This is a genomic window from Halovenus aranensis, from assembly GCF_900100385.1.
Classification (GTDB): domain Archaea; phylum Halobacteriota; class Halobacteria; order Halobacteriales; family Haloarculaceae; genus Halovenus; species Halovenus aranensis.
Map to the genome: position 1 here is coordinate 1 of NZ_FNFC01000008.1, position 24,253 is coordinate 24,253.

31 protein-coding genes and 1 pseudogene are annotated in these 24,253 nt (G+C 61.2%); 20 read left to right on the plus strand and 12 right to left on the minus strand.

What is annotated here, in order from left to right:
• Nucleotides 1–141, plus strand: a pseudogene (locus BLR34_RS16630) (ISH3 family transposase); the annotation flags it as partial.
• A gap of 143 nt (nt 142–284) precedes the next feature.
• Here the strand turns inward: BLR34_RS16630 and BLR34_RS09055 are convergent.
• From BLR34_RS09055 to BLR34_RS17705, 3 genes are all read right to left on the minus strand, one after another.
• Nucleotides 285–680 carry a hypothetical protein gene (locus BLR34_RS09055; protein WP_092702203.1) on the minus strand — a complete coding sequence of 132 codons (396 nt, stop codon included), beginning with the start codon at nt 678–680 and terminating at the stop codon, nt 285–287.
• Between the two features lie 389 nt (nt 681–1,069).
• Nucleotides 1,070–1,333, minus strand: a complete 264-nt coding sequence (locus BLR34_RS09060) for a hypothetical protein (protein ID WP_092702205.1) — start codon at nt 1,331–1,333, stop codon at nt 1,070–1,072.
• Between the two features lie 42 nt (nt 1,334–1,375).
• Nucleotides 1,376–1,588, minus strand: coding sequence for a helix-turn-helix domain-containing protein (locus tag BLR34_RS17705; protein ID WP_394327689.1), 213 nt, complete (start codon nt 1,586–1,588; stop codon nt 1,376–1,378).
• 323 nt (nt 1,589–1,911) lie between these two features.
• Here BLR34_RS17705 and BLR34_RS09070 point away from each other — a divergent pair, with 323 nt between their 5' ends.
• The 8 genes from BLR34_RS09070 to BLR34_RS09095 all read left to right on the plus strand — a co-directional run bounded on the left by BLR34_RS09070 (nt 1,912) and on the right by BLR34_RS09095 (nt 5,049).
• Nucleotides 1,912–2,283 (plus strand): winged helix-turn-helix domain-containing protein, encoded by a 372-nt coding sequence (locus tag BLR34_RS09070; RefSeq protein ID WP_368086084.1) that lies wholly within the window; start codon nt 1,912–1,914, stop codon nt 2,281–2,283.
• Nucleotides 2,280–2,471 carry a hypothetical protein gene (locus BLR34_RS09075; protein WP_092702210.1) on the plus strand — a complete coding sequence of 64 codons (192 nt, stop codon included), beginning with the start codon at nt 2,280–2,282 and terminating at the stop codon, nt 2,469–2,471. The genes BLR34_RS09070 and BLR34_RS09075 overlap by 4 nt, the downstream gene beginning before the upstream one ends.
• Nucleotides 2,472–2,497: 26 nt before the next feature.
• Nucleotides 2,498–2,845: a PadR family transcriptional regulator gene (locus tag BLR34_RS09080; protein ID WP_092702212.1), complete on the plus strand. Its 348-nt coding sequence runs from the start codon at nt 2,498–2,500 to the stop codon at nt 2,843–2,845.
• A complete protein-coding gene (locus tag BLR34_RS16960) occupies nt 2,842–2,997 on the plus strand; it encodes a hypothetical protein (RefSeq protein ID WP_176765279.1) in 156 nt (51 codons plus the stop codon). The genes BLR34_RS09080 and BLR34_RS16960 overlap by 4 nt, the downstream gene beginning before the upstream one ends.
• Nucleotides 2,990–3,310 carry a hypothetical protein gene (locus tag BLR34_RS09085; RefSeq protein ID WP_143414146.1) on the plus strand — a complete coding sequence of 107 codons (321 nt, stop codon included), beginning with the start codon at nt 2,990–2,992 and terminating at the stop codon, nt 3,308–3,310. The genes BLR34_RS16960 and BLR34_RS09085 overlap by 8 nt, the downstream gene beginning before the upstream one ends.
• Nucleotides 3,307–3,462 carry a hypothetical protein gene (locus tag BLR34_RS16965; protein WP_176765280.1) on the plus strand — a complete coding sequence of 52 codons (156 nt, stop codon included), beginning with the start codon at nt 3,307–3,309 and terminating at the stop codon, nt 3,460–3,462. Before BLR34_RS09085 ends, BLR34_RS16965 begins: the two co-directional genes overlap by 4 nt.
• On the plus strand, nt 3,459–4,526 hold the full coding sequence (locus tag BLR34_RS09090) for a tyrosine-type recombinase/integrase (protein WP_092702216.1): 1,068 nt from the start codon (nt 3,459–3,461) through the stop codon (nt 4,524–4,526). The genes BLR34_RS16965 and BLR34_RS09090 overlap by 4 nt, the downstream gene beginning before the upstream one ends.
• Before the next feature lie 238 nt (nt 4,527–4,764).
• Nucleotides 4,765–5,049 (plus strand): DUF7545 family protein, encoded by a 285-nt coding sequence (locus BLR34_RS09095; RefSeq protein WP_092702218.1) that lies wholly within the window; start codon nt 4,765–4,767, stop codon nt 5,047–5,049.
• Here the strand turns inward: BLR34_RS09095 and BLR34_RS09100 are convergent.
• The 3 genes from BLR34_RS09100 to BLR34_RS09110 form a co-directional block, all read right to left on the minus strand.
• Nucleotides 5,046–5,711, minus strand: a complete 666-nt coding sequence (locus BLR34_RS09100) for a 2,5-diamino-6-(ribosylamino)-4(3H)-pyrimidinone 5'-phosphate reductase (RefSeq protein ID WP_092702220.1) — start codon at nt 5,709–5,711, stop codon at nt 5,046–5,048. The two genes, BLR34_RS09095 and BLR34_RS09100, sit on opposite strands and share 4 nt — an antisense overlap.
• Nucleotides 5,712–5,764: 53 nt before the next feature.
• Nucleotides 5,765–7,684 carry a beta-CASP ribonuclease aCPSF1 gene (locus tag BLR34_RS09105; protein ID WP_092702222.1) on the minus strand — a complete coding sequence of 640 codons (1,920 nt, stop codon included), beginning with the start codon at nt 7,682–7,684 and terminating at the stop codon, nt 5,765–5,767.
• Nucleotides 7,685–7,878: 194 nt separating this feature from the next.
• A complete protein-coding gene (locus BLR34_RS09110) occupies nt 7,879–9,033 on the minus strand; it encodes a PrnB family protein (protein ID WP_092702224.1) in 1,155 nt (384 codons plus the stop codon).
• A 166-nt stretch (nt 9,034–9,199) separates the two neighbouring features.
• Here BLR34_RS09110 and kynU point away from each other — a divergent pair, with 166 nt between their 5' ends.
• The 5 genes from kynU (at nt 9,200) to BLR34_RS09135 (ending at nt 13,239) form a co-directional block, all read left to right on the plus strand.
• Nucleotides 9,200–10,504 (plus strand): kynureninase, encoded by a 1,305-nt coding sequence (kynU, locus tag BLR34_RS09115; protein WP_092702226.1) that lies wholly within the window; start codon nt 9,200–9,202, stop codon nt 10,502–10,504.
• A 40-nt stretch (nt 10,505–10,544) separates the two neighbouring features.
• Complete coding sequence (locus BLR34_RS09120) at nt 10,545–11,021, plus strand: DUF7984 family protein (protein ID WP_092702228.1); 477 nt, start codon at nt 10,545–10,547, stop codon at nt 11,019–11,021.
• A gap of 75 nt (nt 11,022–11,096) precedes the next feature.
• Nucleotides 11,097–12,749 (plus strand): MATE family efflux transporter, encoded by a 1,653-nt coding sequence (locus BLR34_RS09125; RefSeq protein ID WP_176765281.1) that lies wholly within the window; start codon nt 11,097–11,099, stop codon nt 12,747–12,749.
• A 44-nt stretch (nt 12,750–12,793) separates the two neighbouring features.
• On the plus strand, nt 12,794–12,982 hold the full coding sequence (locus BLR34_RS09130) for a hypothetical protein (RefSeq protein WP_092702230.1): 189 nt from the start codon (nt 12,794–12,796) through the stop codon (nt 12,980–12,982).
• A gap of 41 nt (nt 12,983–13,023) precedes the next feature.
• On the plus strand, nt 13,024–13,239 hold the full coding sequence (locus tag BLR34_RS09135) for a hypothetical protein (protein WP_092702232.1): 216 nt from the start codon (nt 13,024–13,026) through the stop codon (nt 13,237–13,239).
• Here BLR34_RS09135 and BLR34_RS09140 read toward each other — a convergent pair whose 3' ends face one another.
• Nucleotides 13,240–14,526 (minus strand): acyl-CoA thioester hydrolase/BAAT C-terminal domain-containing protein, encoded by a 1,287-nt coding sequence (locus BLR34_RS09140; protein ID WP_092702234.1) that lies wholly within the window; start codon nt 14,524–14,526, stop codon nt 13,240–13,242.
• 189 nt (nt 14,527–14,715) lie between these two features.
• On the opposite strand from BLR34_RS09140, the gene BLR34_RS09145 reads away from it, so the two are divergent.
• Nucleotides 14,716–15,600, plus strand: a complete 885-nt coding sequence (locus BLR34_RS09145) for a DUF7351 domain-containing protein (RefSeq protein ID WP_092702236.1) — start codon at nt 14,716–14,718, stop codon at nt 15,598–15,600.
• Here the strand turns inward: BLR34_RS09145 and BLR34_RS09150 are convergent, their stop codons facing one another.
• Genes BLR34_RS09150 through BLR34_RS09160 form a run of 3 tightly spaced genes read right to left on the minus strand, consistent with a single transcriptional unit; the run spans nt 15,601 to nt 17,459 of the window.
• A complete protein-coding gene (locus BLR34_RS09150; RefSeq protein ID WP_092702238.1) occupies nt 15,601–16,554 on the minus strand; it encodes a DUF5787 family protein in 954 nt (317 codons plus the stop codon).
• A gap of 32 nt (nt 16,555–16,586) precedes the next feature.
• Nucleotides 16,587–16,952, minus strand: coding sequence for a DUF7993 family protein (locus BLR34_RS09155; protein ID WP_092702240.1), 366 nt, complete (start codon nt 16,950–16,952; stop codon nt 16,587–16,589).
• Between the two features lie 57 nt (nt 16,953–17,009).
• Nucleotides 17,010–17,459 (minus strand): DUF2240 family protein, encoded by a 450-nt coding sequence (locus BLR34_RS09160; RefSeq protein WP_092702242.1) that lies wholly within the window; start codon nt 17,457–17,459, stop codon nt 17,010–17,012.
• 96 nt (nt 17,460–17,555) lie between these two features.
• Here BLR34_RS09160 and BLR34_RS09165 point away from each other — a divergent pair, with 96 nt between their 5' ends.
• A complete protein-coding gene (locus tag BLR34_RS09165) occupies nt 17,556–17,927 on the plus strand; it encodes a 30S ribosomal protein S8e (protein ID WP_092702244.1) in 372 nt (123 codons plus the stop codon).
• 2 nt (nt 17,928–17,929) lie between these two features.
• Here BLR34_RS09165 and BLR34_RS09170 read toward each other — a convergent pair whose 3' ends face one another.
• Nucleotides 17,930–18,928, minus strand: a complete 999-nt coding sequence (locus tag BLR34_RS09170) for a phosphate uptake regulator PhoU (RefSeq protein WP_092702246.1) — start codon at nt 18,926–18,928, stop codon at nt 17,930–17,932.
• Nucleotides 18,929–19,169: 241 nt separating this feature from the next.
• Between BLR34_RS09170 and BLR34_RS09175 the strand changes: the two genes are divergently transcribed.
• Both BLR34_RS09175 and BLR34_RS09180 read left to right on the plus strand, forming a co-directional pair.
• Nucleotides 19,170–19,367 carry a hypothetical protein gene (locus tag BLR34_RS09175; protein WP_092702248.1) on the plus strand — a complete coding sequence of 66 codons (198 nt, stop codon included), beginning with the start codon at nt 19,170–19,172 and terminating at the stop codon, nt 19,365–19,367.
• Nucleotides 19,368–19,388: 21 nt separating this feature from the next.
• A complete protein-coding gene (locus BLR34_RS09180; protein ID WP_092702250.1) occupies nt 19,389–20,000 on the plus strand; it encodes a hypothetical protein in 612 nt (203 codons plus the stop codon).
• Between the two features lie 4 nt (nt 20,001–20,004).
• Here the strand turns inward: BLR34_RS09180 and BLR34_RS09185 are convergent, their stop codons facing one another.
• Nucleotides 20,005–20,802 (minus strand): RIO1 family regulatory kinase/ATPase domain-containing protein, encoded by a 798-nt coding sequence (locus tag BLR34_RS09185; protein WP_092702252.1) that lies wholly within the window; start codon nt 20,800–20,802, stop codon nt 20,005–20,007.
• Between the two features lie 107 nt (nt 20,803–20,909).
• On the opposite strand from BLR34_RS09185, the gene acs reads away from it, so the two are divergent.
• Nucleotides 20,910–23,024 (plus strand): acetate--CoA ligase alpha subunit, encoded by a 2,115-nt coding sequence (gene acs, locus BLR34_RS09190; RefSeq protein ID WP_092702254.1) that lies wholly within the window; start codon nt 20,910–20,912, stop codon nt 23,022–23,024.
• Nucleotides 23,021–24,085 (plus strand): phosphotransacetylase family protein, encoded by a 1,065-nt coding sequence (locus BLR34_RS09195; RefSeq protein ID WP_092702256.1) that lies wholly within the window; start codon nt 23,021–23,023, stop codon nt 24,083–24,085. Before acs ends, BLR34_RS09195 begins: the two co-directional genes overlap by 4 nt.
• The last annotated feature ends 168 nt before the right edge of the window (nt 24,086–24,253 follow it).

Genomic DNA, 24,253 nt, shown 5'->3' on the forward strand with positions numbered 1-24,253 from the left:
CGCGACCTGCCCGAGCAGTTCACGTTCCAGACGTTCTGTGACTGGATTCGTCACGAACTGGAAGAAGAGTTGGCCCGGCGGTGGGAGATTGAAATGAACGGTGTCGGCGTCCCCGACGCGTACGCCTCGGCCGCGGGCTGACGGCCAGCCCGCGGCCTCAGGTAAGCGAGTCGTCAGCAGCAGCACTCGTCAAAAACCGCTTCAACAATCGTTCTCGTCACTGTCTCTGTTCAATTCAGACCGATGCTTCGATTCAGCCAGCTACCGTTCCGAGATTGAACGGCTCATACCAACTCAACTCGGCTTCCGAATTCTCGATTGGGAAGTACCGACTGTTCTCCATCATCGCTCGTCAGGCTCCCTCCAACGATTTCGAGAAGTGCGTTGTAGAAATCATATTGCTTAACCAGTTTTCTGAACAGTTCTTTTTCATCCTCGTCAGATAGCCTTCCATAACCGATTCGCTTGCCTTCTGTCGTTGGTTTGTAGCCGTTCTCTGCTTTCTCAAACAATCCGAGCCGAACAGCGGCTTCCAGAGTTCTGCTGAAAGTGCTACCTTGAAGATCTTCCACTCCTTCTTCTAATTCGTCCTTGTCCGTCTCTGAGACATCACGTAACTCCTCACAGAGTAGTTTGATATTGTCGATTGTTGCATCGTAGGGTGGCTTCTCATAGCTCATACTGGAGTTGTGACACACCCCGCCGTAATAAAATCCAGTTGAACGGGTTACAAGTGGTGTGGTCACTACTCGCTGGTTACTCACCAAGCCCAATGGGTTATTTATAAACTATCGTTCAATTAGAGTCCAATCATCAGAAAAACGCTCTACTTGTAGCTATGCCTCGGTAACTTCTAATACCTCCCAAAGTGCCTCACATTCGGGGCAAACAGCGGCTTCAATTTCGGAATAATCGTCCTTGGTATCTCCGTTATTCGGAATTGAGTGTTCTTCGAATGATGCCACGGTCTCTCCACAATCAGGACAAGTTACCATACTTGATAATACCAACTCCTTACATATAGTATTTGTATTTGTTTTTAATGTCTCAGATTAACCTATGCCGTAATTTATTCTTTGAGAACTCGATCAGCAGTCGGTGTCGGCTGATGCCCCACGTCCAAATTCCCACGCAGATACCGCTGCCCTGCGTCAGCCAGCTCGAAGGACTCCACACCGACACAAAACACAAGGCCAGCGTACCGAAGCATCGCCAGCCGCTCCTCGACGTGGCCGGGCGACACACTGTTGAACGCTTCGCGAGCTATCAGGCCGGGCGAGGCCATACCTTCGTCTCGCAGAAACTCAAGAATGCGGTCGTCTTCGCGTTTCATCCAGTGGGCGCTTTGTCTATCAGCTTGTGACATGGAGGGAAGTTAGGGCGATTCGGGGGAGCTGGGAGACGAGACACCATCGTTTTCGTCGTCGCTCTGGGGGACTCTGTCGGGCTCGTTCTCGTAGGTGCTTATCTTGCCGTCGAGATAGCCCTCACCGCGGTCTGTGAGGATATAGACGCCATCACCGACCGGTCTGAGAAGGCCATGTTCGGCGAGTTTCTGACACCGTCGAGAAACTGTAGAGCGCGACACTCGAACGTGGTCGTTCTTTGCTAACTCTGAGACCTTACACAGATTGTCGTCGTCATTCCTACAAATCTCTAAGATACGGTCGTCCCATAGAGTCATCCATTCGCCAGATTTCCTCATTATGTGTACTATCTAAACAATTAGTTGTATACCCAATGGATATAGCTCTATTCGGAAGGTTGTCTTTTTCCAAACTACCATTGCATTTATGAAATAGTAGCTCATCACTACGACATAGGAACCACGCAAACGGCCCGCTAGTAAGTGGGTCAATTCGGGCCTGTGCTACAACACAGGCCCTGAGAAGGTGGTTCCGTGGTGTCGAGATGACGGAACCTGAAACCAACGAGGGAGGTACGACGGCCTCCCTCGGCGAGAATGAGGAATCGCAGACAAATAAATTCGACTGGGACGACCTCTCTTACGTCACGTCGTCCCGGTATCGCGGTCTCGCGCTGGCCGCGCTCAACGACCGGCCCGCGACGCCGTCGGACATCGCTGAGGCCGCCGACGTTGGCATCGCTCACGTCTCCCGCGCACTCCAGGGGCTTCGAGAGCGCGGTCTCGTGAAGCTACTCGTCAGCGACGACACCCGGAAAGGACGCTACTACGGGATTACCACCCGTGGCCGGCGCGTCTTCAAGGAGGCATCGGACGGTGACACACCCCACCCGGACGCAGAGGGTGGTGCGGCGTGATCTGGGACTATCCGGTTCTGGCGTTCGTCATCGGTCTGTTCGTCGGGCTGGTTGGCGGCGCTCTGACGGTCTATTCGACGGCCTACTACGCTGGGTTGGGTGCAGGCATCCAGGACAGCACTGGCGAAGATACCCCCTCGAAACCCGAGGAGAGGGGAACAACCGTCGAAGACCACGGAGAGGCGTGAAACTGAACCAATACACAGTGATTACAATGTCCGAAACTGAATCCGCGGGGACTGCCCGCAACGACACTGACGAATCGCCCAATCAGAAACGCCTCGCCGACCTGAGCGCCTTCCAGCGGGATATTCTCTGGGCGCTGTCGCACTACGGCCCGATGAAGGGGCTGGCTATCAAGGCCCGCCTGCAGGACTACTACGGCGAGAACATCAACCACGGCCAACTCTACCCGAATCTCGACGAGCTGGTCGACCGCGACCTCGTCGACAAGGGCAAACAGGACCAGCGCACGAACGAGTACACGCTCACGGCCGACGGCAAGCAGGCGCTTTCCCGCCGGCGGACGTGGACTGAAACCGCGGAAGTCGTCCAAGCATGAGCACTGACAAGCTTGTGTTGTGCGCGACCGACGGGGAGGCCGCTGAGTTGGTCAGCGGCGTCATTACAAGCGCCGAGCCAGGGCTGACGGATGACGAACTGGCCGAGTTGAGCGCTGTCGTCGACTATCTCCAAGGTGATGACGATGCGTAAGGACCCCGAGCGTCTCGCGCCGGCGCACGACCCGGCCCTCGTTCAGTTCCGCGACGGCGAAGTGCTACTCGTCGCCCACCAGTACGCCCTCGATAACGGCTGGCTGCGCTGTCTCACTTGGGACGGGAAGCGTCCGAAGTTCCCGCCCGAGCGCATCGAGCGCGTCGAGCCTGTCGAGACGACGCGCGTCTCTGACGGGGACCGCTCTTGGCAGGAACTCGACGACGCCGAGCTGCGCGAGCGAGCCCGCGAGTTGGCCAGCCTCGATGAATGTAACCGGCGCGCCGTCGCAGACGGGGGTGAGCGTCCGTGAGCATGACCTGTATCGAGACTGTCGCCGACGAGTTTTACCGCTGTGAACTGTGCGGGAAGACGGGCGACACGCCCAGCGAGATTAAGCACGTCGACGCCTGTCCAGAGAGTGGGTCAGACTCCCACCCGCATGCGGGGGGTAGTAAGCCGTGAGCCGACAGCGCCCTTCTCCCGAGGAACTCACACCCCGCGAGGCTCGGGACCGCTACCTGCGTCGACGGCGCCCGGACGCTTCGGACCGAAGCATCAGTACGTGGGAGTACCGGCTGAAGCTCTTTACCGAGTGGTGTGATTCGATAGGGATTCGTAACGTCGGTGACCTCCAGCGCTACGACATTGACGAGTTCTATGAACTCCGCAGTTCGGAGATTGCGCCCGCGACCCTCGAAGGGGAGATGTGGACGTTCAAGATGTTCATGCGGTTCCTCGAAGACATCGGCGCGGTCGACGAGGGATTGGCCGACGCTGTCCGTATCCCCGACCTCGACGAGGAGGACCGGACGAACGACACAAAGCTTCACACAGACGCTGCGCTGGCGCTGTTGCGGTACTACCGGAACTCACCGAAACACTACGGGTCACGGTTGCATGCGTTCTTCGAGCTGGCGTGGGTGACGGGTGCCCGACAGGGCGGGATTCGAGCGCTGGACTTGCAGGATTGCGACCTCGACGGTTCACCCTACGTCGAGTTCAGACACCGGCCAGAGACGGATACGCCGCTGAAGAACAAGATTCGAGGTGAGAGGCCGGTCGCCTTGCCGGAGCCGACTGCGACGGCGCTGAAGGCGTATATCGACAACGAGCGCCACGACGTTCGAGACGAGTTCGGCCGCCAGCCGTTGCTGGCATGCACTAACGGCCGACCGGTGACGAACACGATGCGGACGTGGTCGTATATTGCGACCCAGCCCTGTTTGCACAGCGAGTGTCCACACGGGAAGTCGCGCGAGTCCTGCGAGTGGGTCGACGTGCATCACGGCAGTAAGTGTCCGTCGAGCCGGTCGCCTCACCCGATTCGTACGGGCGCGATTACCTACCTACTCAACGCCGGCTGGCCGCCGGAAGACGTGGCCGAACGGGTCAATTCGAGCGTCGAGACGATTGAACAGCACTACGACAAAGCCGACCCCGAGGAGCGACGGCGACGGCTTCGGGACCGGATGGAAGACCGCAGACGTAGTCTCGTCGTCAACACGGAGTTCAACCATGATTCGTAACCAGAACGGTCAGACAAACCGAGGAGTAGAGGCACAGAAGCGGGTACTCAGCGGCGTTTCTTACACTCTCGGCCAGCGCACTACCACTTCTCCGAGTTGATTCATTCAACAGCGCGGAGCTTGTCGTATGCGATACGCGTCCGTCTCCTCGGGTTGTGACAGGAGGACAGCCGAACCGTTCTGTCGGACAGTCTACGTAGTCGCAGGGTCTTTATTACGGACTCTCGAAAGGGGGGGTATGGCACCAGAAACGACGAAAGTCAGTATCGAGATGGACGGCGACAGCGACGAGTTCGAGGTCCCGCGTGCGCTGACAGAGGCGCTGAGCGAGGACGAGGAAACCTCCGCAGAGGTCGTCGGGAACCTCGCCCTGCTGGGGCTGGCACAGCAGGCACACGGTATTGTTCACCACGGCCACGGCGACGTGGGCGAAACGCTCGAAGCCGCAGAGGAGGCGACACTGGACGAATTCGAGGAGCGCTTTGGCCAGAGCTTCCAGGAAATGACCGGCCACAGCCACTAGGACGGCACGTCGTACTCCAAGACGACGCCCGAATCGACACGCTCGACACCGTCGAGTTCGAGCTGTGGAAAGTCCTCGATGAACCCGTCACCGTCGGCCAGCGTCGGCGCGTCGCGGCCGCCGATGACGAGTGACCCAACAAACACGGAGAGGCGGTCGACCAGTCCGTTCTCGAACAGCGAGAAGATGATCTCGCCGCCGCCTTCGACGAACAGACGCTCGATGCCGTGAGACTCGAGTTCCTCGAACGCGCCCGGGAGGTCTGCCCTGTTCTCGCCGGTCGCGATGACGGTCGCACCCTGTTCTTCCATCTGGGCGACAAAATCCGAGGGAGCCGCCTCACTGACGAGCAGGTACGTCTCCGCGCTGTCGTCTAGAATTGTCGCATCCGGCGGCGTCCGGATGTGTGAGTCGGCGACGATACGAGCAGGGCTCTCATCTCGTCCCTGCTCACGGCGACTCTCGCGTCGGGCAGCACTGTCGATAGTCAACGAGGGGTCGTCGGCCAGAATCGTCCCGACACCGACCATGACGCCGTCGCTCTCGGCGCGCAGGCGGTCCACGCGGTCGAAATCGTCGTCGCCGCTGATAGCAATCTGCTCGCGCCGTCGTGTGGAGAGCTTCCCGTCGGCGCTGATTGCGGCGTTCACTCTGACGTGCATACCGCACTCTCCGTGGCTCTGGACAAAAAGGCGTCTTTTCTGGCTCGACCCACTCAGATAAATCTGAACGTCTCCAAGTTCTTCGGCGCGAAGGTCCGCATGTTGAACTCGTGGTACAGCGCCGAGGAGAGGTCCTGTGTCGAGCGCTCGTCGCCGTGGACACAGAGAACCTTCTCGGGGCGGGGGTTCATCGTGCGCACGAAATTCTCCAAGCCCTGCCGGTCGGCGTGGCCCGAGAAGCCGTCGACGGTCTCGACATCCATATCGAGCGTCAGCGAGCTTCCACGGCCACCTCGACCGCCGATTGGGACCTCCCGTCGACCGTTCTGGATACGGCTCCCGAGCGTGCCTTCGGCCTGGTAGCCGACGAAGACGAGCGTCGAGTCCGCTTCGGAGCCGAGGTGTTCGAGCCAAGACATGATGGGTCCGCCTTCCATCATCCCCGAGGTCGAGAGGACGATACAGGGGCCGTCGTCGGCGACCTCCTGGCGCTCGTCTTCGCCGCCGTCGATGTGGTTGAACTGCTCGGCGAGGAACGGATTCGAATCGTCGTGGAAGATGCGTTCCCGGAGGTCGTCACGCAAGTACTCGGGATAGGTGGTGTGAATCGCCGTCGCCTCCCAGATCATGCCGTCGAGATGGACCGGGACCGTCGGGAGTTCGCCCTCGCGCATGGCCTCTTCGAGGACGAGCATGATCTCCTGGGACCGCCCCACCGCGAAGGCGGGAATCACTACTTTCCCGTCGCGCTCGAGGGTGTTCTTGATGACGTGTTTCAGCTTCCGCTCGGAGTCTTCCTGGTCTGTCTGGTAGTCGTTGCGGCCGCCGTAGGTCGACTCTAGGACGAGCGTCTCGACTCGTGGGAAGTCGTTGACCGCACCGTTGAACAGCCGGGTGTCGTCGTAGTGGATGTCCCCCGAGAACGCGACGTTGTAGAGACCGTCGCCGATGTGGAAATGCGAGACCGAGGAGCCGAGAATGTGGCCGGCGTTGTGGAACGTGAGCTTGATATCGGGTGCAATGTCGGTCACGTCCCCGTATTCGAGTGGGATAGTGTGTTTGATTGCCTCCCGGACCATCTCGGATTCGTAGGGCGGCGCACGCCCCTCTTTGGCAGCGACATCGAGGTAGTCGAGCGTCAGCAGCCCCATCAGGTCCCGCGTCGGCTCGGTCGTGTAAATCGGGCCGTCGTAGCCGTATTTAAACAAGAGTGGAATGAGCGCCGAGTGGTCGAGGTGGGCGTGTGTCAGGACGACCGCATCGAGCGAGTTCGCACCAGAGCCAAGCGCCTCGGGGACCTGGAGGTAGGGGACCTCGTCTTCGGAGCCGGGCTTGTCACCACAGTCGATGAGAACGCGGGTTTCGGGCGTCGAGAGGATGAAAGATGCCCGTCCGACCTCGCGACAGCAGCCGAGCGTGGTGATACGGACCCACTGGTCGTCGGACATCTCCTCGCGGTGAATCTGTCTCCCGATGCGTTCGAGAATATCCCGGCGCTCGTTTCGTTCCTGCTTGAGGAAGTTGCGGACGTTCTTGACCGTCGAGGATTCGATTGGCGGCGTTCGGACGACCTCCGGTGTCCAGCCAGTCTCCTGTGTAATCTCGCGCAGCGTCGTTCCGTGGCGGCCGATAACCATTCCCGGCTTCTCGGCTTCGATAACGACCTCGCCCGTGTCGATGTGGAAGTCGAGGTCAGTCACGCCGGCTTCGTCGGGGATAACATCGAGGACCTGGTCGCGTGCCTCCTCGGCTCGCGACAGCGAAGCAGGGTCAGGGCGGACAGTAATACGCTTGCGGAGTTGTGAGGCGAGTTGCCGCACGAGGTCGCCGTCACTCGCAAACCGCTTGGGGTCTCGCGTGTAGATGACCAGCTCCGGTCCTTCGTAGCGGACCTCGGTGATGGTGATATCGTTCGGTACCTCGTCTTCTATCGTCGTCTGTAACTCTTCGAGTTGGTTTTCTACCGTGCTCATAGCTCAGAAATGCCTGCTAGCCGGTGCAGTTGCACCACGTTGTTGGATTCAGTAGGTGGACGAATCATCGTGAACGGTCACTTCACATGTAACAGCTGTATCCGGACGAACTGCCCGGAAAACCGCTCTTACTTGGCTCTAAACACTCATAGTTTTAAAACCTTCGCAAGTACGTTCGAACCGACCTATCGCACTCAGAGAGTGTGCGCTTCGGTGTTCGACTGGAGGGTCTGCAAGAACGACTCGTAGTCGGTGCCGCCCGTACCCGCCGAGTCACCGGTCATCCGTCTGATGTACGCCATCGTCTGCCCGAAGTGAACGGTCCTGAACTCGGCAACTGCCTCGACACAGTCGTTGTACGCCGCCTGTATCTCTCCCTCGGCCTGTGTCACATACGGCCGAACCTCGGGCCCGCGTTCGAAACTGTCGACGACCGCGAGATGCTCATCGGGCATATAGGTCCGAAGCGCGTCCAGATGACTTGTCAGGCCGGTCGCGCCGTGGTCGATGCCGAGTGCTGCATCAACCGACGGGAGGACGAGACTCTGTGCGCCCGACCCTCCCCGGTGGTGTTGTGGCTCCCCGTCAAGTTCGTCGACACCCTCGTAGACGATGCCGTCGAAGCCGTCGTAGTACGGCCGGAACTCCCGAGCGAACGTCTCGGGGTCGTTGTGTTCGTGCATCCGGTTCATGATGCCGGTCTGGCGTGTCACTGACTCGTGTATCGTCTCTAAGGCATCTAGAACAACTGCCCTCTCGTCGTTTCGAACTCCTTCGTGGAGACGGCGACAGGCCGCCAGCCCCGGTCCAGCGGCCGCCTCGATTGCGATGTGGACGGTGACAAACCACCGCTCGTCACGATGAGTGGTAAAGTCGACGAGGGTGTCCAGGTTCGTCAACTCGAGTCCGTCCGCCTCTGTCTCGCGCCTGAAGTTGTGTAGACAGAGCACGTCGTAGGCGAGCATCGGCTCACGGTCCAGGCGTTGTGAGCACTCATACAGCGGCACCGCCACACCCGTCGGGATGTGGTCTACCGGGTCGTTTCCGATGTCGTGGACGTACGCGCTCGCGAGGAAACCAGAGACCAGACAGAGCCGCCTACACTCCCGCGGGCTCAACGACTGAACCACACCGTCTGGGGCCGACAACGCGGCCACTGCAGGCCTGAGTTCACTGCCGTCCAGTAGCGCGGGTAACTCCCGCGCCAGTTCGTCCATCTGGTTCAGGTACGCGCTCACCTCGGGGTTGTGCTCGGCCGTATCGAAAGACTCCAACGGGTCCGTCTCGGGCAGGAATCCCTGCCCCCCAGAGACGACCGCGTCGCCAGAGTTGCTCCTCTGTGAGTTCATTACCCTTGGTTTAACCGCGACCACTATGAAAGTAATCATAAATCTTACATTAGTCTGTACAACAGTGAGCAGACGTGGCGACTATCGGATGAGAGTGGGAGATACGGGCCAGCCTGTGTCTCTCCAGAGCCGGTAATTTCCTGTACCCCCAGAGAGAACAGGGGGTATGGACGACGGTACATCTGCAGACGAGACAGTCCGAGACCGTGGCGTTGAGCAAGCGCGCCGTCGGGACGACAAAGACCAGTTGCGTGAGTTCGCCGCCCGCTTTGAGACACCGGACGACCTCTATCTGGACGGGAACTCGCTTGGACCGATTTCCGACAGCGCCGAACAGCGACTAGACGAGGCGGTCGAGCAGTGGCGAGAGTTCGGCATCAAGGGATGGTCAAGCGCCGAACCGCCGTGGTTTTGGTACGGCGAGCGGCTGGGCGAACAGCTTGCGCCGCTGCTGGGAGCTAGTCCCGAGGAGTGTGTCGCGACGGGGACGACGACGACAAATATCCACACCCTTATTGGCACGTTCCTCGACAAGCTCGACGACAGGACGGGAATTCTCGTCAACGAGCTCGACTTTCCGACCGACCACTACGCGATTCGCGCCCAACTCCGACAGCGCGGGCTGGACCCCGACGAGAACCTGCACCTTGTCGAAAGCCGCGACGGCCGGACCATCGAGACAGAGGACGTCGTCGCTGCGATGGACGAACACGAGGTCGGTATCGTGTTCATGCCCTCTGTACTCTACCGGAGCGGCCAGCTGTTCGATATCGAGACGATCACCCGTGAGGCCCACGAGCGCGACATCTACGCCGGGTTCGACCTCGCGCACTCGGTCGGTGTCGTTTCACATCAGCTCGCGACCCACGATGTCGACTTCGCCGTCTGGTGTAGCTACAAGTATCTCAACGGCGGCCCCGGCGCTGTCGGCGGGCTCTACGTGAACGAACGCCACTTCGGCACTACCCCTGCCCTGGCGGGCTGGTGGGGCCACGAGAAAGAGACCCAGTTCGATATGGACCTCGAATTTACCCCGGCCGAGTCGGCCGGTGCCTGGCAGATTAGCGCGGTTCCGTTGTTCAGTTCGGCACCGCTTTTGGGTGCGCTAGAGCTTCATCACGAGGCCGGTATCGACGCTATCAGGGAGAAGTCGGTCGATTTGACCTCGTATCTGATTTCGCTGGTCGACGAGGAACTGTCGGCGTACGGATGCGAGGTCGGGACGCCGCGAGACCCGGACCGGCGCGGCGGTCACGTCGCTATCGAACACCCAGATGCCTACCGCATCAGCCAGGCTCTCAGAGACCGCGGTGCAGTCGTCGACTTCCGCCAGCCAGACGTGATTCGTGTCTGCCCCTCACCGCTGTATGTCGGCTTCGAGGAAGTCTGGGAGTTCAGCCAGCTAACGGCCGACATAATCGAGGACGACATTTACCAGTCCTACGACGCCGACCCCTCGGGCGTCACGTGACCGACGGAAGATTCTCGGTTCTGGCACCGGTTGGTACGGTATGCATCTGACACCTGAGGCGGTCGCCCACGAGTACGAGTGGGTGGCCGGCCGAGTTAACCGGATTGTTCCGCTCGTCAACGAGGTTCGTTCAGACCTGGGCGACTGCTTTGGAACGACGGTCGACACAATCACACACACACAGTACCACGACGCAGTTGACGAGGTGTTCGCCGACGGGGACCGTGCAGTAAACGTCGCTGCCCTGGTGCGGTTGCTCCGCGACCTCGATGTCGAGGGCGACTACCCCGGATTCATCGTCGACGAACTACTCGGACGAGAGCTCGCGGGGATGATTGCGGGCACCCAGCCGTTTCGACTGCTGGGCGAAGCCACCTTCCACTACGCAGATGTTCACGTTCACGCGGGCGAGCGGGCGGGCACCGACGACCTCGATGCGGCGCTCGCGGCGGGGTTTCAGACACGTCTGCCCGGCTGGGACTGGACCGAAAGCGAGAGCCCGTTCCGGGTCGCCTGATACTGAGTTGTTCCCGGACTGACTAATCAGTCACTTTCAGAACATTCAGTACCCCCGAGCCAAATCTCGGTAGTAGTGACCGACGAGTCCCCGACAGACTCTCCCTGTACCTCCACAGACGATTCGTCTGACCAGAACGGTCGGCTGGTGGCCGACGGCGGCGGGACAGACGACCCCAGCAGTGCGTCCGAGCAGGGCGATAGCGACGGTGACGGCCCACGAGAGTCGATAACCGAGGGAAGCCTGGTTCGCCCACTGTTTCACCTTGCCTGGCCGATTGTGACTATTCAACTCCTCCAGGTCACCTACAACATCGCGGACACCCTCTACCTGGGGCGTCTCTCTTCGGAGGCGGTCGGAGCGCTCAGCCTGGCGTTTCCGCTAATTTTCCTCATGATTGCGGTCGCCGGCGGGTTCACGACGGCTGGCGCTATTCTGGTCGCACAGTACACCGGAGCCGAGGGAGAGACATCCGCGGGCAAGGTCGTCGGCCAGACAGTCTCAGTGGTCAGCGTCCTCTCGGTCGTCATCGGTGCCGTAGGCTACCTCTATACGCGACCTGCCCTCAAACTGCTTCCCAGTGACCCAGATACGTCGGCCCAGGTCATTCCGCTCGCGGCCGATTACATGGAAGTCATCTTCATCGGGATTCCGATGATGTTTGGCTTCTTCGTGTTCTCGGCGCTGATGCGCGGGTACGGCGACACGAAGACGCCGATGTACATCATGGTGGTCTCGGTCGTCGGAAATATCGCGCTGGACCCGTTTTTCATCTTCGGGTTCGAGAACAACCCCCTGCTGGGCGCAGTCAACGCGACCGGCGTCGAATCGACGCTTTTGTCTGCCACCGGCTTCACCGGTTGGGGTATCGAGGGGGCGGCGGCCGCGACAATTCTCTCGCGAGCGGTTGCCACTGTCATCGGGATGTACCTGCTCTTCGGGACAGACATCGGCCCCGACGTGTCTGTCTCGGACCTCGCGCCCGATTTCGGATTCATCGAGGACATCGTTCGGCTGGGGCTGCCCAGCATGGTCGAGCAGTCGATGAGTGCGCTCGCACTAATTGCACTGACTGGCATCGTCGTCACCTTCGCCCCGGCGGTCGTGACCGCATACGGCCTGGGCAACCGCATCATTTCGCTTGTCTTTCTGCCTGCGATGGGGCTGGGACGGGCAATCGACACGATGGTCGGCCAGAATCTCGGCGCTGACAGGGAGCAACGAGCCGCAAAGTCGGTCTACCTCGCCGCCGCGACAGCAGCGGGTGTGATGTTGACCGTGGCCGTGGTGAGTGTCGTCTTTACCAAGCCGATTGTGAGCGTCTTCCTCGGTGACGTCGAGCGCGCGGCGGAAGTCATCTCTTTCGGCGTCGACTACCTGCGGATTCGCTCGGTCGAGTTTGCCTTCATCGGTATCACGCAGGTGCTTCTGGGCGCGTTCCGTGGGGCCGGGAACACCAAGACGGCAATGGTCATCTCGATTTGCACTCTCTGGGTTGGCCGTGTCGGGACAGTCTCGCTGCTCGTGTTCGGCCTCGGATGGGGCGCGACCGGCGTCTGGGTCGGGATGGCAGCCGGCAACACCTTCGGGGCCGCCGTCGCAGTGCCGTGGTTCCTCCGTGGCACCTGGAAAGAGAAGTACATCGACGACGAGGAGACAGCCCCGACAGAGCCCACAGCACCGAGCGCCGTCTCCGGAGACGGCCCATCGGAACCGGTCGAAGACTGAGCACCAGACCGAGAGAATCAAAGCCTGGCGACCGAACCGTCGCTATGGCCAAGACACAGCCGGACGACAGTGAAGCCTTCGCACACCTCCGGCAACTGGACCACTGGACGTTTCTGGTCGCCTTTGGGCTCGTGACTGTGAACGTCTTCCTGAATTCACGAGCCGTGAGTGCGGTCGCCGCGGCGCTGCTTGCGGTTGCATTCTGTTATGACCTCTGGGAGTTCTACCGTTAGACCGGAGAAGCGCTTTTGAATACGTGGCACGAAACTCCCCCGTGAACGCAATCGACCTGCGGGGATGCGAGAGCTGTGCCGACGTGGTCCAGCAGTATCCGCTGTTCGCCGGCGTTGTCAGCGTCGTGATAGGCGGCGGAACTTACGCCGGTCTCTCCGCGGTGATGTACGGGCGAATCAACCCGGTCGAGGTCGGTCTGTTCGCCGTTATTTTCAGTGTCTGTTACGTCGGTGTGCGATACGGTCTCTCCACGTAGCTACACCCGAAGCCGCTCGAACGTCTCTATCGCTTTCGGCCAGTACTCTCGTTCTGCCCGTGCGTATCCAGTCTGCGAGCCGCCCATCACGAACTGCTTCGTTTGCGTGCGGTTCGCCGTCGGCATGTAGGGGTGGGTAATCGCATGACCCGCGTCCTCGTAGACCAGGTGTTCGTAGACACAACCGTGGCGGTCCAGGCGGTCTGCCGCGATGCCCTGCAGCGTTACCGAATCCCACATGCTGTCGTCGCCACCGGAGACGAGCAACACCTCGCCGTCGATTGATTCGACTCTGATTGTGGCTCGGTCGATGTCGGCCTGGCTTGCCTCGCGGTACGACGCACTGTATGCCGGTTCGAGTTCCATCGGCGGTGTCTCATCCCAGACAGACCGGTCGTCGGCGTACGGGACATACGGTACGGCCTCCTCGGCCGACCACGAGGAACGCTTCGCTGTTTGCCCCTGCGAGAATCCCTGCCAGACGACGCCGCTCCCGTTGACCGAGACGACCGGGCCGACGGTATCGAGGCGTGCGCCCGCGAGAAGCGCGTACTCACCGCCCTTCGAGGCACCCCAGACGCCGACGCGCGACCCCTCGACGCGAGGGTCATCGAGCAACCAATTAGCCCCTGCCTCAGCAAACGCGAGTGGCACGTCGACGAGTTCATGAGGCAGTATCTCGTGACGGCCACGCCAGTCGAAGTAATGGAGCGCCAGCACCACGAACCCGTGTGAGGCGAGCAATCGCGCGGTAGCATGGGCAGGCTGACCGTCGGACCCATGCAGTGCAATGACCGCCGGATTCTGGCCCTCACCCGGCGGGTAGTAGACCGTCCCGACGAACTCGTCGCTGTCGACCTCGCGTGTGCTACCCCCACTATCACCGAACTTTCGGCGGACGGTCGTCGACCCGAGCTTCGTGCCGTCGGCGTCGACGGTGACCGTTATCTCCTCACCGTCGCCTCTCGGCGGTGCGTAGCGTGCCTGGTCGTCTGAGGGGGTTGCCTGCTGTAATAACGCGGCGACTCCTCTGGCGTTGCCGCTTCCCGAAATGGGGCCGTCGCCGAGGCTGAGCGTGCCGTCAGCCACCGGATACGAGTCGGTCGCTGTCCACTCGGTCCCGTCTGCGTCGACGAGGGAAGCAGTGATGTTGACAGCCGAGACCGGAGTATTCTCGATTTCGAGTCGGAACGGACTGTCGACTGTAACTGTCGCCGGGTGAGAGAACTCCATCGTCGCTGCCGAGACCTCACGTGTGTCTGTCGCGTCGTTTTGAGGGTCTGCCATACGCACGACGACGTTACGCCTGTCCGGAGATAAGTGTATGGAGAATTATATTTTGGTACGCGACGCTAGAGAAGATTGTTTTGGTATGGAAGCACACATATCAGTCGATGTGACGTGAGCGACAGCAGGTTGCAGGACCGAAACGGCCGCGAGCGATAGGCCAATGTGTGTCCACAGCGTGCTTTCGATATGGACAGCGACAGGAACGTCGACGACATCGCGGCGAGTTTCGGTGCGCTGTCGAATCCACTCAGGGTCCGGATACTACTGGCGCTGACAGAGACGCGCCGGGCAGACTGGGACCACGAGGGCATGAGCTACAGTGACCTCCGGGCGGCGGTCGCGGCCGAAGACGGCGGGCGGTTCAACTATCATCTCGACGAACTCCGCGGCCAGTTCGTCCGTGGCAAGGACGGTCACTACTGGCTGACCTCTGCGGGGTCGCGCGTCGTCGATGAAATCTATGCCGGGACGTTCTCGGGGTCGCCCGGGGGCATTTCGGGGCCAGTAGGCCGTTCCTGTCCAGAGGACGGCAAGCCGCTGGAAGCGACGTTCGAGGACGGCGTACTCTCGGTCTCGTGCCCGGAGCATGGCACGGTTTTCGACATGTGGCTCCGGTTCGGCGCGGGCGCGGACCGGGACCTCGAGGAGTTGTTCGCGTGGGCGAACCGCCGCGGCCTGTGGTATCTGGAATCCGTCTCCTGGGATGTCTGCCCACACTGTGCCGGCCAGTTCGGCGAAGCGACCTTTCGCCCCGCCGGGGGCGACGACTCCACCGACACAGCTGGGTCTGTCATCGTCGATATGACGTGTGACAGTTGTGCTATCTCCTTTGGGATTCCGGCCCATCAGTACGCGCTCACGAGGCCGCCGACAATCGCGTTTCTCCACGACCACGGTATCGACTACCGGTCACTCGCTGTCGAGTACGGCGCTGCCGAGTGGGCACACGAGACAACCCGAACCGACAGCGGTGTGCTGGTGTGTTTCACCGTCGACGGCGAGCGCCTCGAACTCGAACTCGGCCAGTCGCTGGAGACCCAGTCGTACCGTCGGGACTCCGCCAGGGCATAGTCACAGAAACGAATCCAGACCAGACTGTCGACGCGTACGGCCAGGCGGGTCGGGTTCCCATGGCGACCGCTGTGCGCGGATTTCGTCGGTGTCGAGGGCTGGCGGCTCACCGGAACAGTAGCCGGCACAGTCGGGGCCACACTCCGTAGCCGGGCGGACGGTCTTTGCTTTCCAGGAACAGTACGGCAAGCCAGCGTCGTCGGGGGCAATCTGTGTACAACCGGGGAGGTCGTAGGTCCGCCACCCCTTCCCGTAGGCACGCTCGGCGACGCGCCGCCGCGCGCGCTCGATTGCATCGGCCGACGCGACCCGAATTTCCGTCCGCGTGCTGCTCCGGTCGAGGATTTCGATACCCGGCCTGTCAGTCGGGAGTTGCTCTGGTTCCCGGAGTACCTCGCGGTCGCCGGTCTCGGGGTCGAACCGCCAGATACCGACCTCCGGTGGGATGCGGTTCCGGTGAGCGCCGGTCACGTAGGATTCGGTCGCCAGTACCGCTTTGTCGACCATCCCGAGGTTCACGTCGGTGAGAAGTTGTGTCTCGAGGTCGCCCGGCCGACCGAGGTCGGGTTTGTTCTCGATGCCGACGATAGTGTCGAACCAGTCCGGGTATCGCGTCGCCTGCCTGACGTAGGTCCGGCCGTTGCGGCGCTCGCGTTCGAAGAAGCCGACATCCACCGCCCGCTCGACGACCTGTTCGGCCGTGTCCGGGTGACAGTCGAAGACATCTTTCCAGTATCGAGCGGTGCCCGGACCGGCGTCGCTCTCGATTGCCAGTGTCGGAATCGACTCGGGAGTGATTGCGGTGCGCTCGTCGAACTCCGGGCCGGGTTCCACGCAGACGAGGTCCATGACTCGTCGACCGTGGACCTGAGTACCGAGTTGACGGCTGAATACGCGCCGCTTTCCCGATTCGAGGTGTGCACACAGCGCCAGTTCGAAGGCGAACTCCTGCACGGGGACTCGTTTGGGTTCCGGCGTGATAGCCGTTATGACGGTTCGCCCCGAGTACTCGCGACTGTCGCGGCGAGACAGTCCACCGCCTGCTTGACGGCGGCGACGCTCTCGATGGTGAGCGTCTGTTCCCGGACGCCGATACCGCGACCGGCGGTCGGTTGCTCCCAGGTCCCCTCGGTCCGGCGGAGTTCGACGGCCTCTGGCAAGAGAACAGCCACTGCGACCGCCTCACCGTCGAGAGTGACGGTGTAGGCTTCGGTCCCCGCGGGAGACGGCTCTGCATCCGGGTCCGCGTCGGCAACATCGACGCGGCTCAACAGGTCACCGTCCAGTCCTGTCAACTCGGAGGCGAGAAACTGTCCGATTCGCTTGCCGTCCGTGATAGTGTTCTCGACCATGCGCAGCTTTGGTGTCTCTATCCCGGCGTGGCATACAAAGCTGCCGTCTCGGAACGTCTACTCTGCGGCCAGCTCTCGCCTGGCTCGGTCGGCCAGCTCCGAGACTTCGATGCCGTTTCTGTGTGCATAGAGGACAGCGGCAGCTTCGACCGAGACAGCAAGCTCTGCCTGTAACTCGTTGATGTCTGCCACTGCAGTCTGTTTCTCGATGCCGTGTTCGACGACAGTACCGAGCACTCGCTCGAAGGTCGTCCGTTGCTGGAGGACGCTGTCGTCAGGTTCGAACGTCTCGTCGACGTCGACAGCACTGAGCTCGAAGGCGACGAGCACGTCGTCGTCCTTGCGTTCGAGCAGTCCCTCCGTGGTCGCAACGTCGACCAGTCGGGTGGCCTGGTCCGGCGAGAACCAGTCCCTATCGAGCGAGAGCGCGACGATAAATTCGCTCTCAGACATCTGCTCGACCCCGCGCTGGCGAAACGGAGCAGCCACCGCCCGGCGAAGACTCATTGGTCGAAGACGGCGGGCCCGATGCGCCTAAATGTTCGGACTTTCGGTACGGCTCGATTCGAGGGGTTGAAGTACGGGCTTCCCGATGGTTGCGATATGAAAGACCAGGGACGCTCGACACGGCGTCGTACAGGTGGCCGACGACGGCCCAAACGAGACAAGCGCAAACACGAACTTGGCTCAGAGCCGACCGAGACGCAGGTCGGCGAGTCCAAGCTGAAGACGGTCGATGCCCGAGGCGGCACCACGAAGGTCCGCGCCATCACGGCCGACACCGTGAGCATCGCAACCGACGACGGCGTCGTCGCCGCCGACGTGACGAACGTCGTCGAGAATCCGGCAGACCCGAACTACGCTCGCCGGAACATCATCACCCGCGGTGCCGTCATCGAGACGAGCGAGGGGACGGCCCGAGTCACGTCTCGCCCCGGCCAGGACGGGCAGATTAACGCCGTTCTCGAAGAGTAACCTCAGGGTTCCGGCGCTGCTTTCTGAAGTGCGCTCTCGGCGATGTTCGTCCCGTAGTCTGCGGTCCGGGACAGCGAGTCTACCACCAGACCGAGGACCTGTGCAAGCTGTGGGTCGAACTCGTGAATCTCTTTGTCGACCTCACGCACCAGTGACTCGATGGCGTCGACATCCCGTCGCGCTCGCCTGACGAGTTCGAGAGCGGCGTCCGAGTCCTCACTTAGTAGCGCCTCCATCGCCGTTTCCGGGACCTCAGACACTTCCTCGTGGAGGTCACGGAGCGGTTGGGCCGCCGGCTCCGGAATCTCGCCGACTTCGAGAGCGAGTTCAGCGATTTTCGTCGCGTGGTCTGCGATACGTTCGAGTTGACGAGCGCTCGACTGCAGGTCGAAGCAGGTTTCGCGTGAGAAACCGACCTCGTTTGCGGCAGTCGGGTTCCGCAACACCGACCGAAACACCCGCGAGGTCATATACCAGAGGCGGTCCACGTCGTCGTCGCGTTCCATCACGTCGTGTGCGAGTTCGTCGTCGTCCTCGACGAGTGCCTGAACGGCGTCGTTGAGCATCGTCAATGAAACCAGCCGCATCCGGGTGACGGCGTTTTGCATCGACAGCTCTGAGGAGTCGAGCAGGTCTTGTAACACCATCTTCGTCGGCATCTCCTCGATGACTTCGAGGCCGACGAGGCCCTGAGTCGCATCACGAATCGTCCGTCGCTGGTCGGCTGTCATCCGGTCTGTGGTCAGTGTGATAACGTCGAACCCGCTGACGTACATCGTCATCACGCCGCGGCGAAGTTCTTCTTCTGCGCTCAGGTCGGAAATGTCGAGTTTCCCTTCTGTACGTCCCTCTTCAGTCTGAGGAGTCAACAGCAACAGGTCTCCCTCTGAGTGAAATTCGACCGTCGAACCCGAGTTCACACCGTTTTCGGTGGCCCAGTCTTTCGGCAGCGACACCGTGTACGTCGACCCGCCGGTCACCTGAACTTTCCGCGTTTCCATACTGCTTCTGCGACGTAAATATATATAAATTCTTTGCTCTATATACAGAATGCTGTCTGACAGTAATACATCCCAGTCTATTGACTGTTGTGCGGTAGTGTGACGTCTCACCGGAGTGACTTTCACAGCGAGTTCGGAGAGTCCAGTATCGGGTACCGGACCGGATTGTGATTAATGTGTATTAGGACGTTGTCAGCATATGCACAGAACACTTATCACTGTATAATTGGACAGGCGTGGTATGGCAGTCGACAACTGTGAAGCGTCGGGTGAACTGGAGCAGTTGGACGAGTACCCGGACCTGTGTCTGGACTGGGCGTACGACGAGGGGAGTTCGCCGACAACGCTCACACTGTTTGACCCCCGGGGCAGCCGTCTCGCCACCGCCTGGATTACGGTCGACGACGACACTGGGGTCAGTCTCGAGCAGGCACGGTAGCTGCCGTGGGTAGGCACAACGATGTCACCGGACACGAACGACCACGGAGAGGGAAGCGAGGGGGGCGGCGAGACGAATCCAACACAGAAACGACGGCTTCAACAGCGCCTTGATGTCTCTGAGGAGGTGTTGGCCGACGCGGTCGAGCTCTACCAGACGTTTCGGGACAGCGATGCCGAGGTCGTACACGACCGCGCTCTCCCGATTGCGGTGCTCTATATCGCTATCCGGCAAAACGGTGTCCCACGGCAGATAGACGAACTGGCTGAGGTGGCAAACGTCTCTCCTCGGCGCCTCTATCGGACGGCTCGCGCTGTCGGGGACACGCTCCATCAGGGGATTCCACCGTCCGAGCCAGAGCTGTACGTCGGGCGCCTCGCAGACCAGTTCGACGTGGCCAGCGAAACCGAAACTGCCGCGCTCAGGGTGTTAGCCACAGCCAAGACGGACGGCTATCACGTCGGCCGCAAGCCGGCAGGAGTCGCGGCTGCTGCGTTGTATGCTGTGGCCGTCGCCGAAGACGAGAGGCCCGACATCACACAGCGCGCCCTGAGTGAGGCGGCGGGCGTGCACATCAAGACGGTCCGGGAGAACTACAAGGAACTGCCGTCTATGTCTGAGCACAAAGCCTGACGAGCTAGCTCAGCTCTTTTTCGAGTTCCCCTTTCGTCTGAAGCGTATCGAAGTCGTGGTCGGGACGGAGATTGACGAAATCAAGATACGCTTCGGCGTCGAGGAGCTGGTTGTCTGTGTAAAACTCACTTGCCGCGCGGACCGCCGTCTGTGCGCCGACGAGAGGCTGGAGCGCGGCGAGCGCGCAGGCGATGTCGTACGCTCTGGCGTCTTCGATTGCCTGCTCGTTGACTTTTGTCGCGTCGATAAAGTATATCTCGTCGCGGATAACGAGCACGTTCTCGCCGCGCAGGTCGCCGTGTGCGATGCCAGCCTCGTGCATCATCGAGAGCGCCTCAAACACCGCCGGCAGCAGCGCCTCGACCGTGGCGGTGTCGAGCCTATCGAGGGGTTCGAACTCCTGGAGATACTCCAGCACGAGGACGCCGTACTCCTCGTACTCGAAGGCTTCGAGTGGCTCCGGGGCGTTGATACCGAGTTCGCGTATCCGCCGCGTCGCTTCGAGGTCGTGTTCTGCCATGCTGACCGGCGTCTCGAAGCGCTCGAAAAATCCTTCGCTCCGGCTGGTGAGCGCACCGAGATTCCGGCCGGCAGTCAACAGCGCGTGAACAAACGCGTTCTGTTCGGTAACGATTTTGACGAATAGCTGTTCGTTGACGACGCATGGAATCGACAGCCAGTTGTCCGAATCGAGCTGACGGACCGATTCGTAGGCCGTCCCCTGTCGCCTCGCAGCCTCCCTGGCGACTGCTTCGATATCTGTTTGGGGAATCTGTCCGCGAAGCAGCCGTCGGATAGCCATAAACTACTGTGGGACACCCGCCCAAATAAATCGTTGCATCGGTACACACTCCCACGTCGTGGGCGTGTCCAGCAACTATATGCCCTCGCCACTGGAAATGGACGGTGATGGGTGAACTATCGACTCTGTTTGCCCCCGAGCGTGTTGCGGTCGTCGGTGCCTCCGAAAAAGAGGGGACCGTCGGCTACGCGATAACGAAGAATCTGCGCGACGATTTCGACGGAACCGTCGTCCCGGTCAACCCCAACAGGGACGACGTGCTCGGGTTGGACTGTTACGGAAGTGTCGGTGACGCCGGTGATGTCGATGTCGCGGTCGTGGTCGTCCCACCCACCGTCGTCCTCGATATCGTGCGCGAGGCCGCGGAGGCCGGCGTACGAAACGTCGTCGTCATCACCGCCGGGTTCGGGGAGTCCGGCGGTGAGGGGTCTGACCGCGAGCGCGACCTCGTCGAACTCGCAGAGGAGTACGACCTCAACCTCGTCGGGCCGAACTCGCTCGGCATCATGAGTACGGCCATCGACCTCAACGCAACGTTTGGACCACGAAACGCATCGCCCGGCAACATCTCCTTTATGAGTCAGTCGGGGGCGTTTATCACGGCGGTACTCGACTGGGCCGCCGAACGTGACATCGGATTCAAAGACGTCGTCTCACTGGGGAACAAGGCAGTTCTCGACGAGAGCGACTTCGCCCGAGAGTGGGGTGACGACGACGGGACCGATGTCATCCTCGGATACCTGGAAGACATCACAGACGGCCAGGCGTTCATCGAGACAGCCAGGGAGGTCACACAGGAGACCCCGATGCTGGTCGTCAAGTCCGGGCGGACACAGGCCGGTGCGTCGGCAGCCGCCTCCCACACTGGCGCAATCGCAGGCAGTGACGCCGCCTACGAGACGGGACTCGACCAGGCCGGTGTGTTGCGCGTCGAGTCCGTACAGGAGCTGTTCGACTTCGCCGAGATTCTGGCCGGCCAGCCCCTACCCGACACCGAGGGCGTCGCCATCATCTCCAATGCCGGCGGGCCGGGCGTGATGGCGACCGACGCCGTCGGCGATTCGATGCTCTCGCTGGCCGATTTCACCGACGAGACCCTCGACCGGCTCCAGGAGTTCTTGCCTGAGGAAGCGAACATCTACAACCCGGTCGACATCATCGGCGACGCCCCGATAGAGCGATTCGAGGAAACTATCGATATCGTGCTCGCCGACGACAACGTCGGCATGGCAATCGTCCTCTCGTGTCCGACAGCGACGCTGTCGTTCGAGGACCTCGCCGACGCGACAGTCGCCTTACAGGCAGAACACGAGACACCAGTCGCGGCCACGCTGATGGGCGGCTCCTCGACCGAACTGCCGGCAGAGATGCTCAGCGACGCTGGTATCCCGACGTATTTCGACCCCGAGCGCGCTGTTGGTAGTCTCGAAGCGCTGTCGCGGTACGCCGAGATTCAGGACAGAGAGTATACAGAGCCCGAAACGTTCGACATCGACCGCGAGCGAATCACAGAGATACTCACCTCGGCCGTCGAGTCGGGTCGAACTCAACTCGGCGTCGAGTCGATGGAACTGCTCGACGCCTGTGGCATCGAGACGCCACCGGGTGGCGTCGTCGATAGTCCCCGCGAGGCCGAAGCGCTCGCCGGAGATATCGACGGCGACGTGGTGATGAAAATCGTCAGTCCCGACATCACACACAAGTCCGATATCGGCGGCGTCGAGGTCGGTGTTTCGACCGAGGAGATTGCGAGCACCTACGAAGACCTCGTCGTCCGGGCACGAAACTATCAGCCCGACGCCGACATCGTCGGCGTCCAGATACAGGAGATGGTCGACCTCGACAGCGGCACCGAGACAATCGTCGGCGTCAACCGCGACCCGCAGTTCGGCCCGCTCGTGATGTTCGGGCTCGGCGGTATCTTCGTCGAGATTATGGAAGATACATCCTTCCGGGTCGCCCCTGTGACCGAAGTCGACGGGCAAGAGATGATAGACGAGGTTACCTCGTCACCACTGTTGTACGGTGCGCGTGGCCGAGAGCCGGCCGACGTACCGGCGCTGGTCGAGGTGATTCAACGAGTTTCACAGCTGGTCACGGAGTTCCCGGCTATCACGGAACTGGATATCAATCCCGTCGTGGCAACCCCCGACGGCGCAGCGGCAATCGACCTTCGCCTCACGCTCGACGCTGAGGCACTGCAGACACAGGAACAGCCATGAGTACGCTACTGGTCACATCGACGGACGACGGCACAGGCAAGACTGCAATCACTGTCGCGCTGGCGAAACGCCTCCAAAACGGCGGCGCGAGCGTCGGCTACATGAAGCCGAAGGGGACGAGACTCGAAAGTGCGGTCGGGAAGACTCGCGACGAGGACCCGATGCTCGCCCGCGAGTTGCTCGGTCTGGACGCGCAGATGCACACGATGGAGCCCGTGGTGTACTCGCCGACGTTCGTCCACGAGGCGATTCGCGGGCGGGAAGACGCCGATGCGCTCCGCGAGCGTGTCGAAGAAGCCTTCGCGGAACTCTCGGCTGACACCGACCACATGGTACTCGAAGGCGGCGGGCGGATTTCCACCGGCGGTATCGTCGGCCTCACAGATGTCGACGTGGCAGAAGTTCTGGACGCCGATGTCTTGCTCGTGAGCAGCTACGACCGACCCGAAGATGTCGACGACATACTGGCCGCCGCCGATACCATCGGTGACCGGCTGGCTGGTGTCCTGTTCAACGGCGTCTCGCCCGGCGACTTGGACGAACTCACTGAAGACGTGATGCCGTTTCTCGACAGTCACGACGTCCAGAGCGTCGGCGTCGTCCCACACGACGAGGTACTCGCTGGCGTCACTGTCGACGAACTCGCCAGCCAAATCGGCGCGGAGTATCTGACGCCCGACGTTTCTGCCGACGTTCGCATCGAACGCTTCTCCGTTGGTGCGATGGGAAGCGAGGCCGCCCTCAAGCAGTTCCGTCGGCTCCGGAACGCCGCAGTCATCACCGGCGGCGACCGCTCGGACGTACAGACTGCCGCACTGCAGGCGTCTGGCGTCTCCTGTCTGATACTCACCGGCGGCTATCGCCCATCACAGGCGGTGCTTGGTGAGGCCGCCGACCAGGGCGTTCCGGTGTTGCTCGTCGAAACCGACACTCGTGCGACAATCGACCGCACGGAGGCACGACTCCGCTCGGGTCGGACACAGCGCCCCGAGACAGTCGAACGAATGGTCGACCTGCTCGCAGAGAGCGTCGACCTCGAAACGCTCTTTGACGGCGTCTGAGTGCCGATACACTGGAGAATCAGGTCTGAAAACGCCAGACACACTTATTTTCCCGGAGACACTAGAAGCGATGGAGCCATCTGGCTCCGTAGTGTCACACGCTGGGGGTGGCTCCCCCATCCCCACATTCCCCACGTGCTCAACTGCCCGCCAGCCACAGCGCCGGCG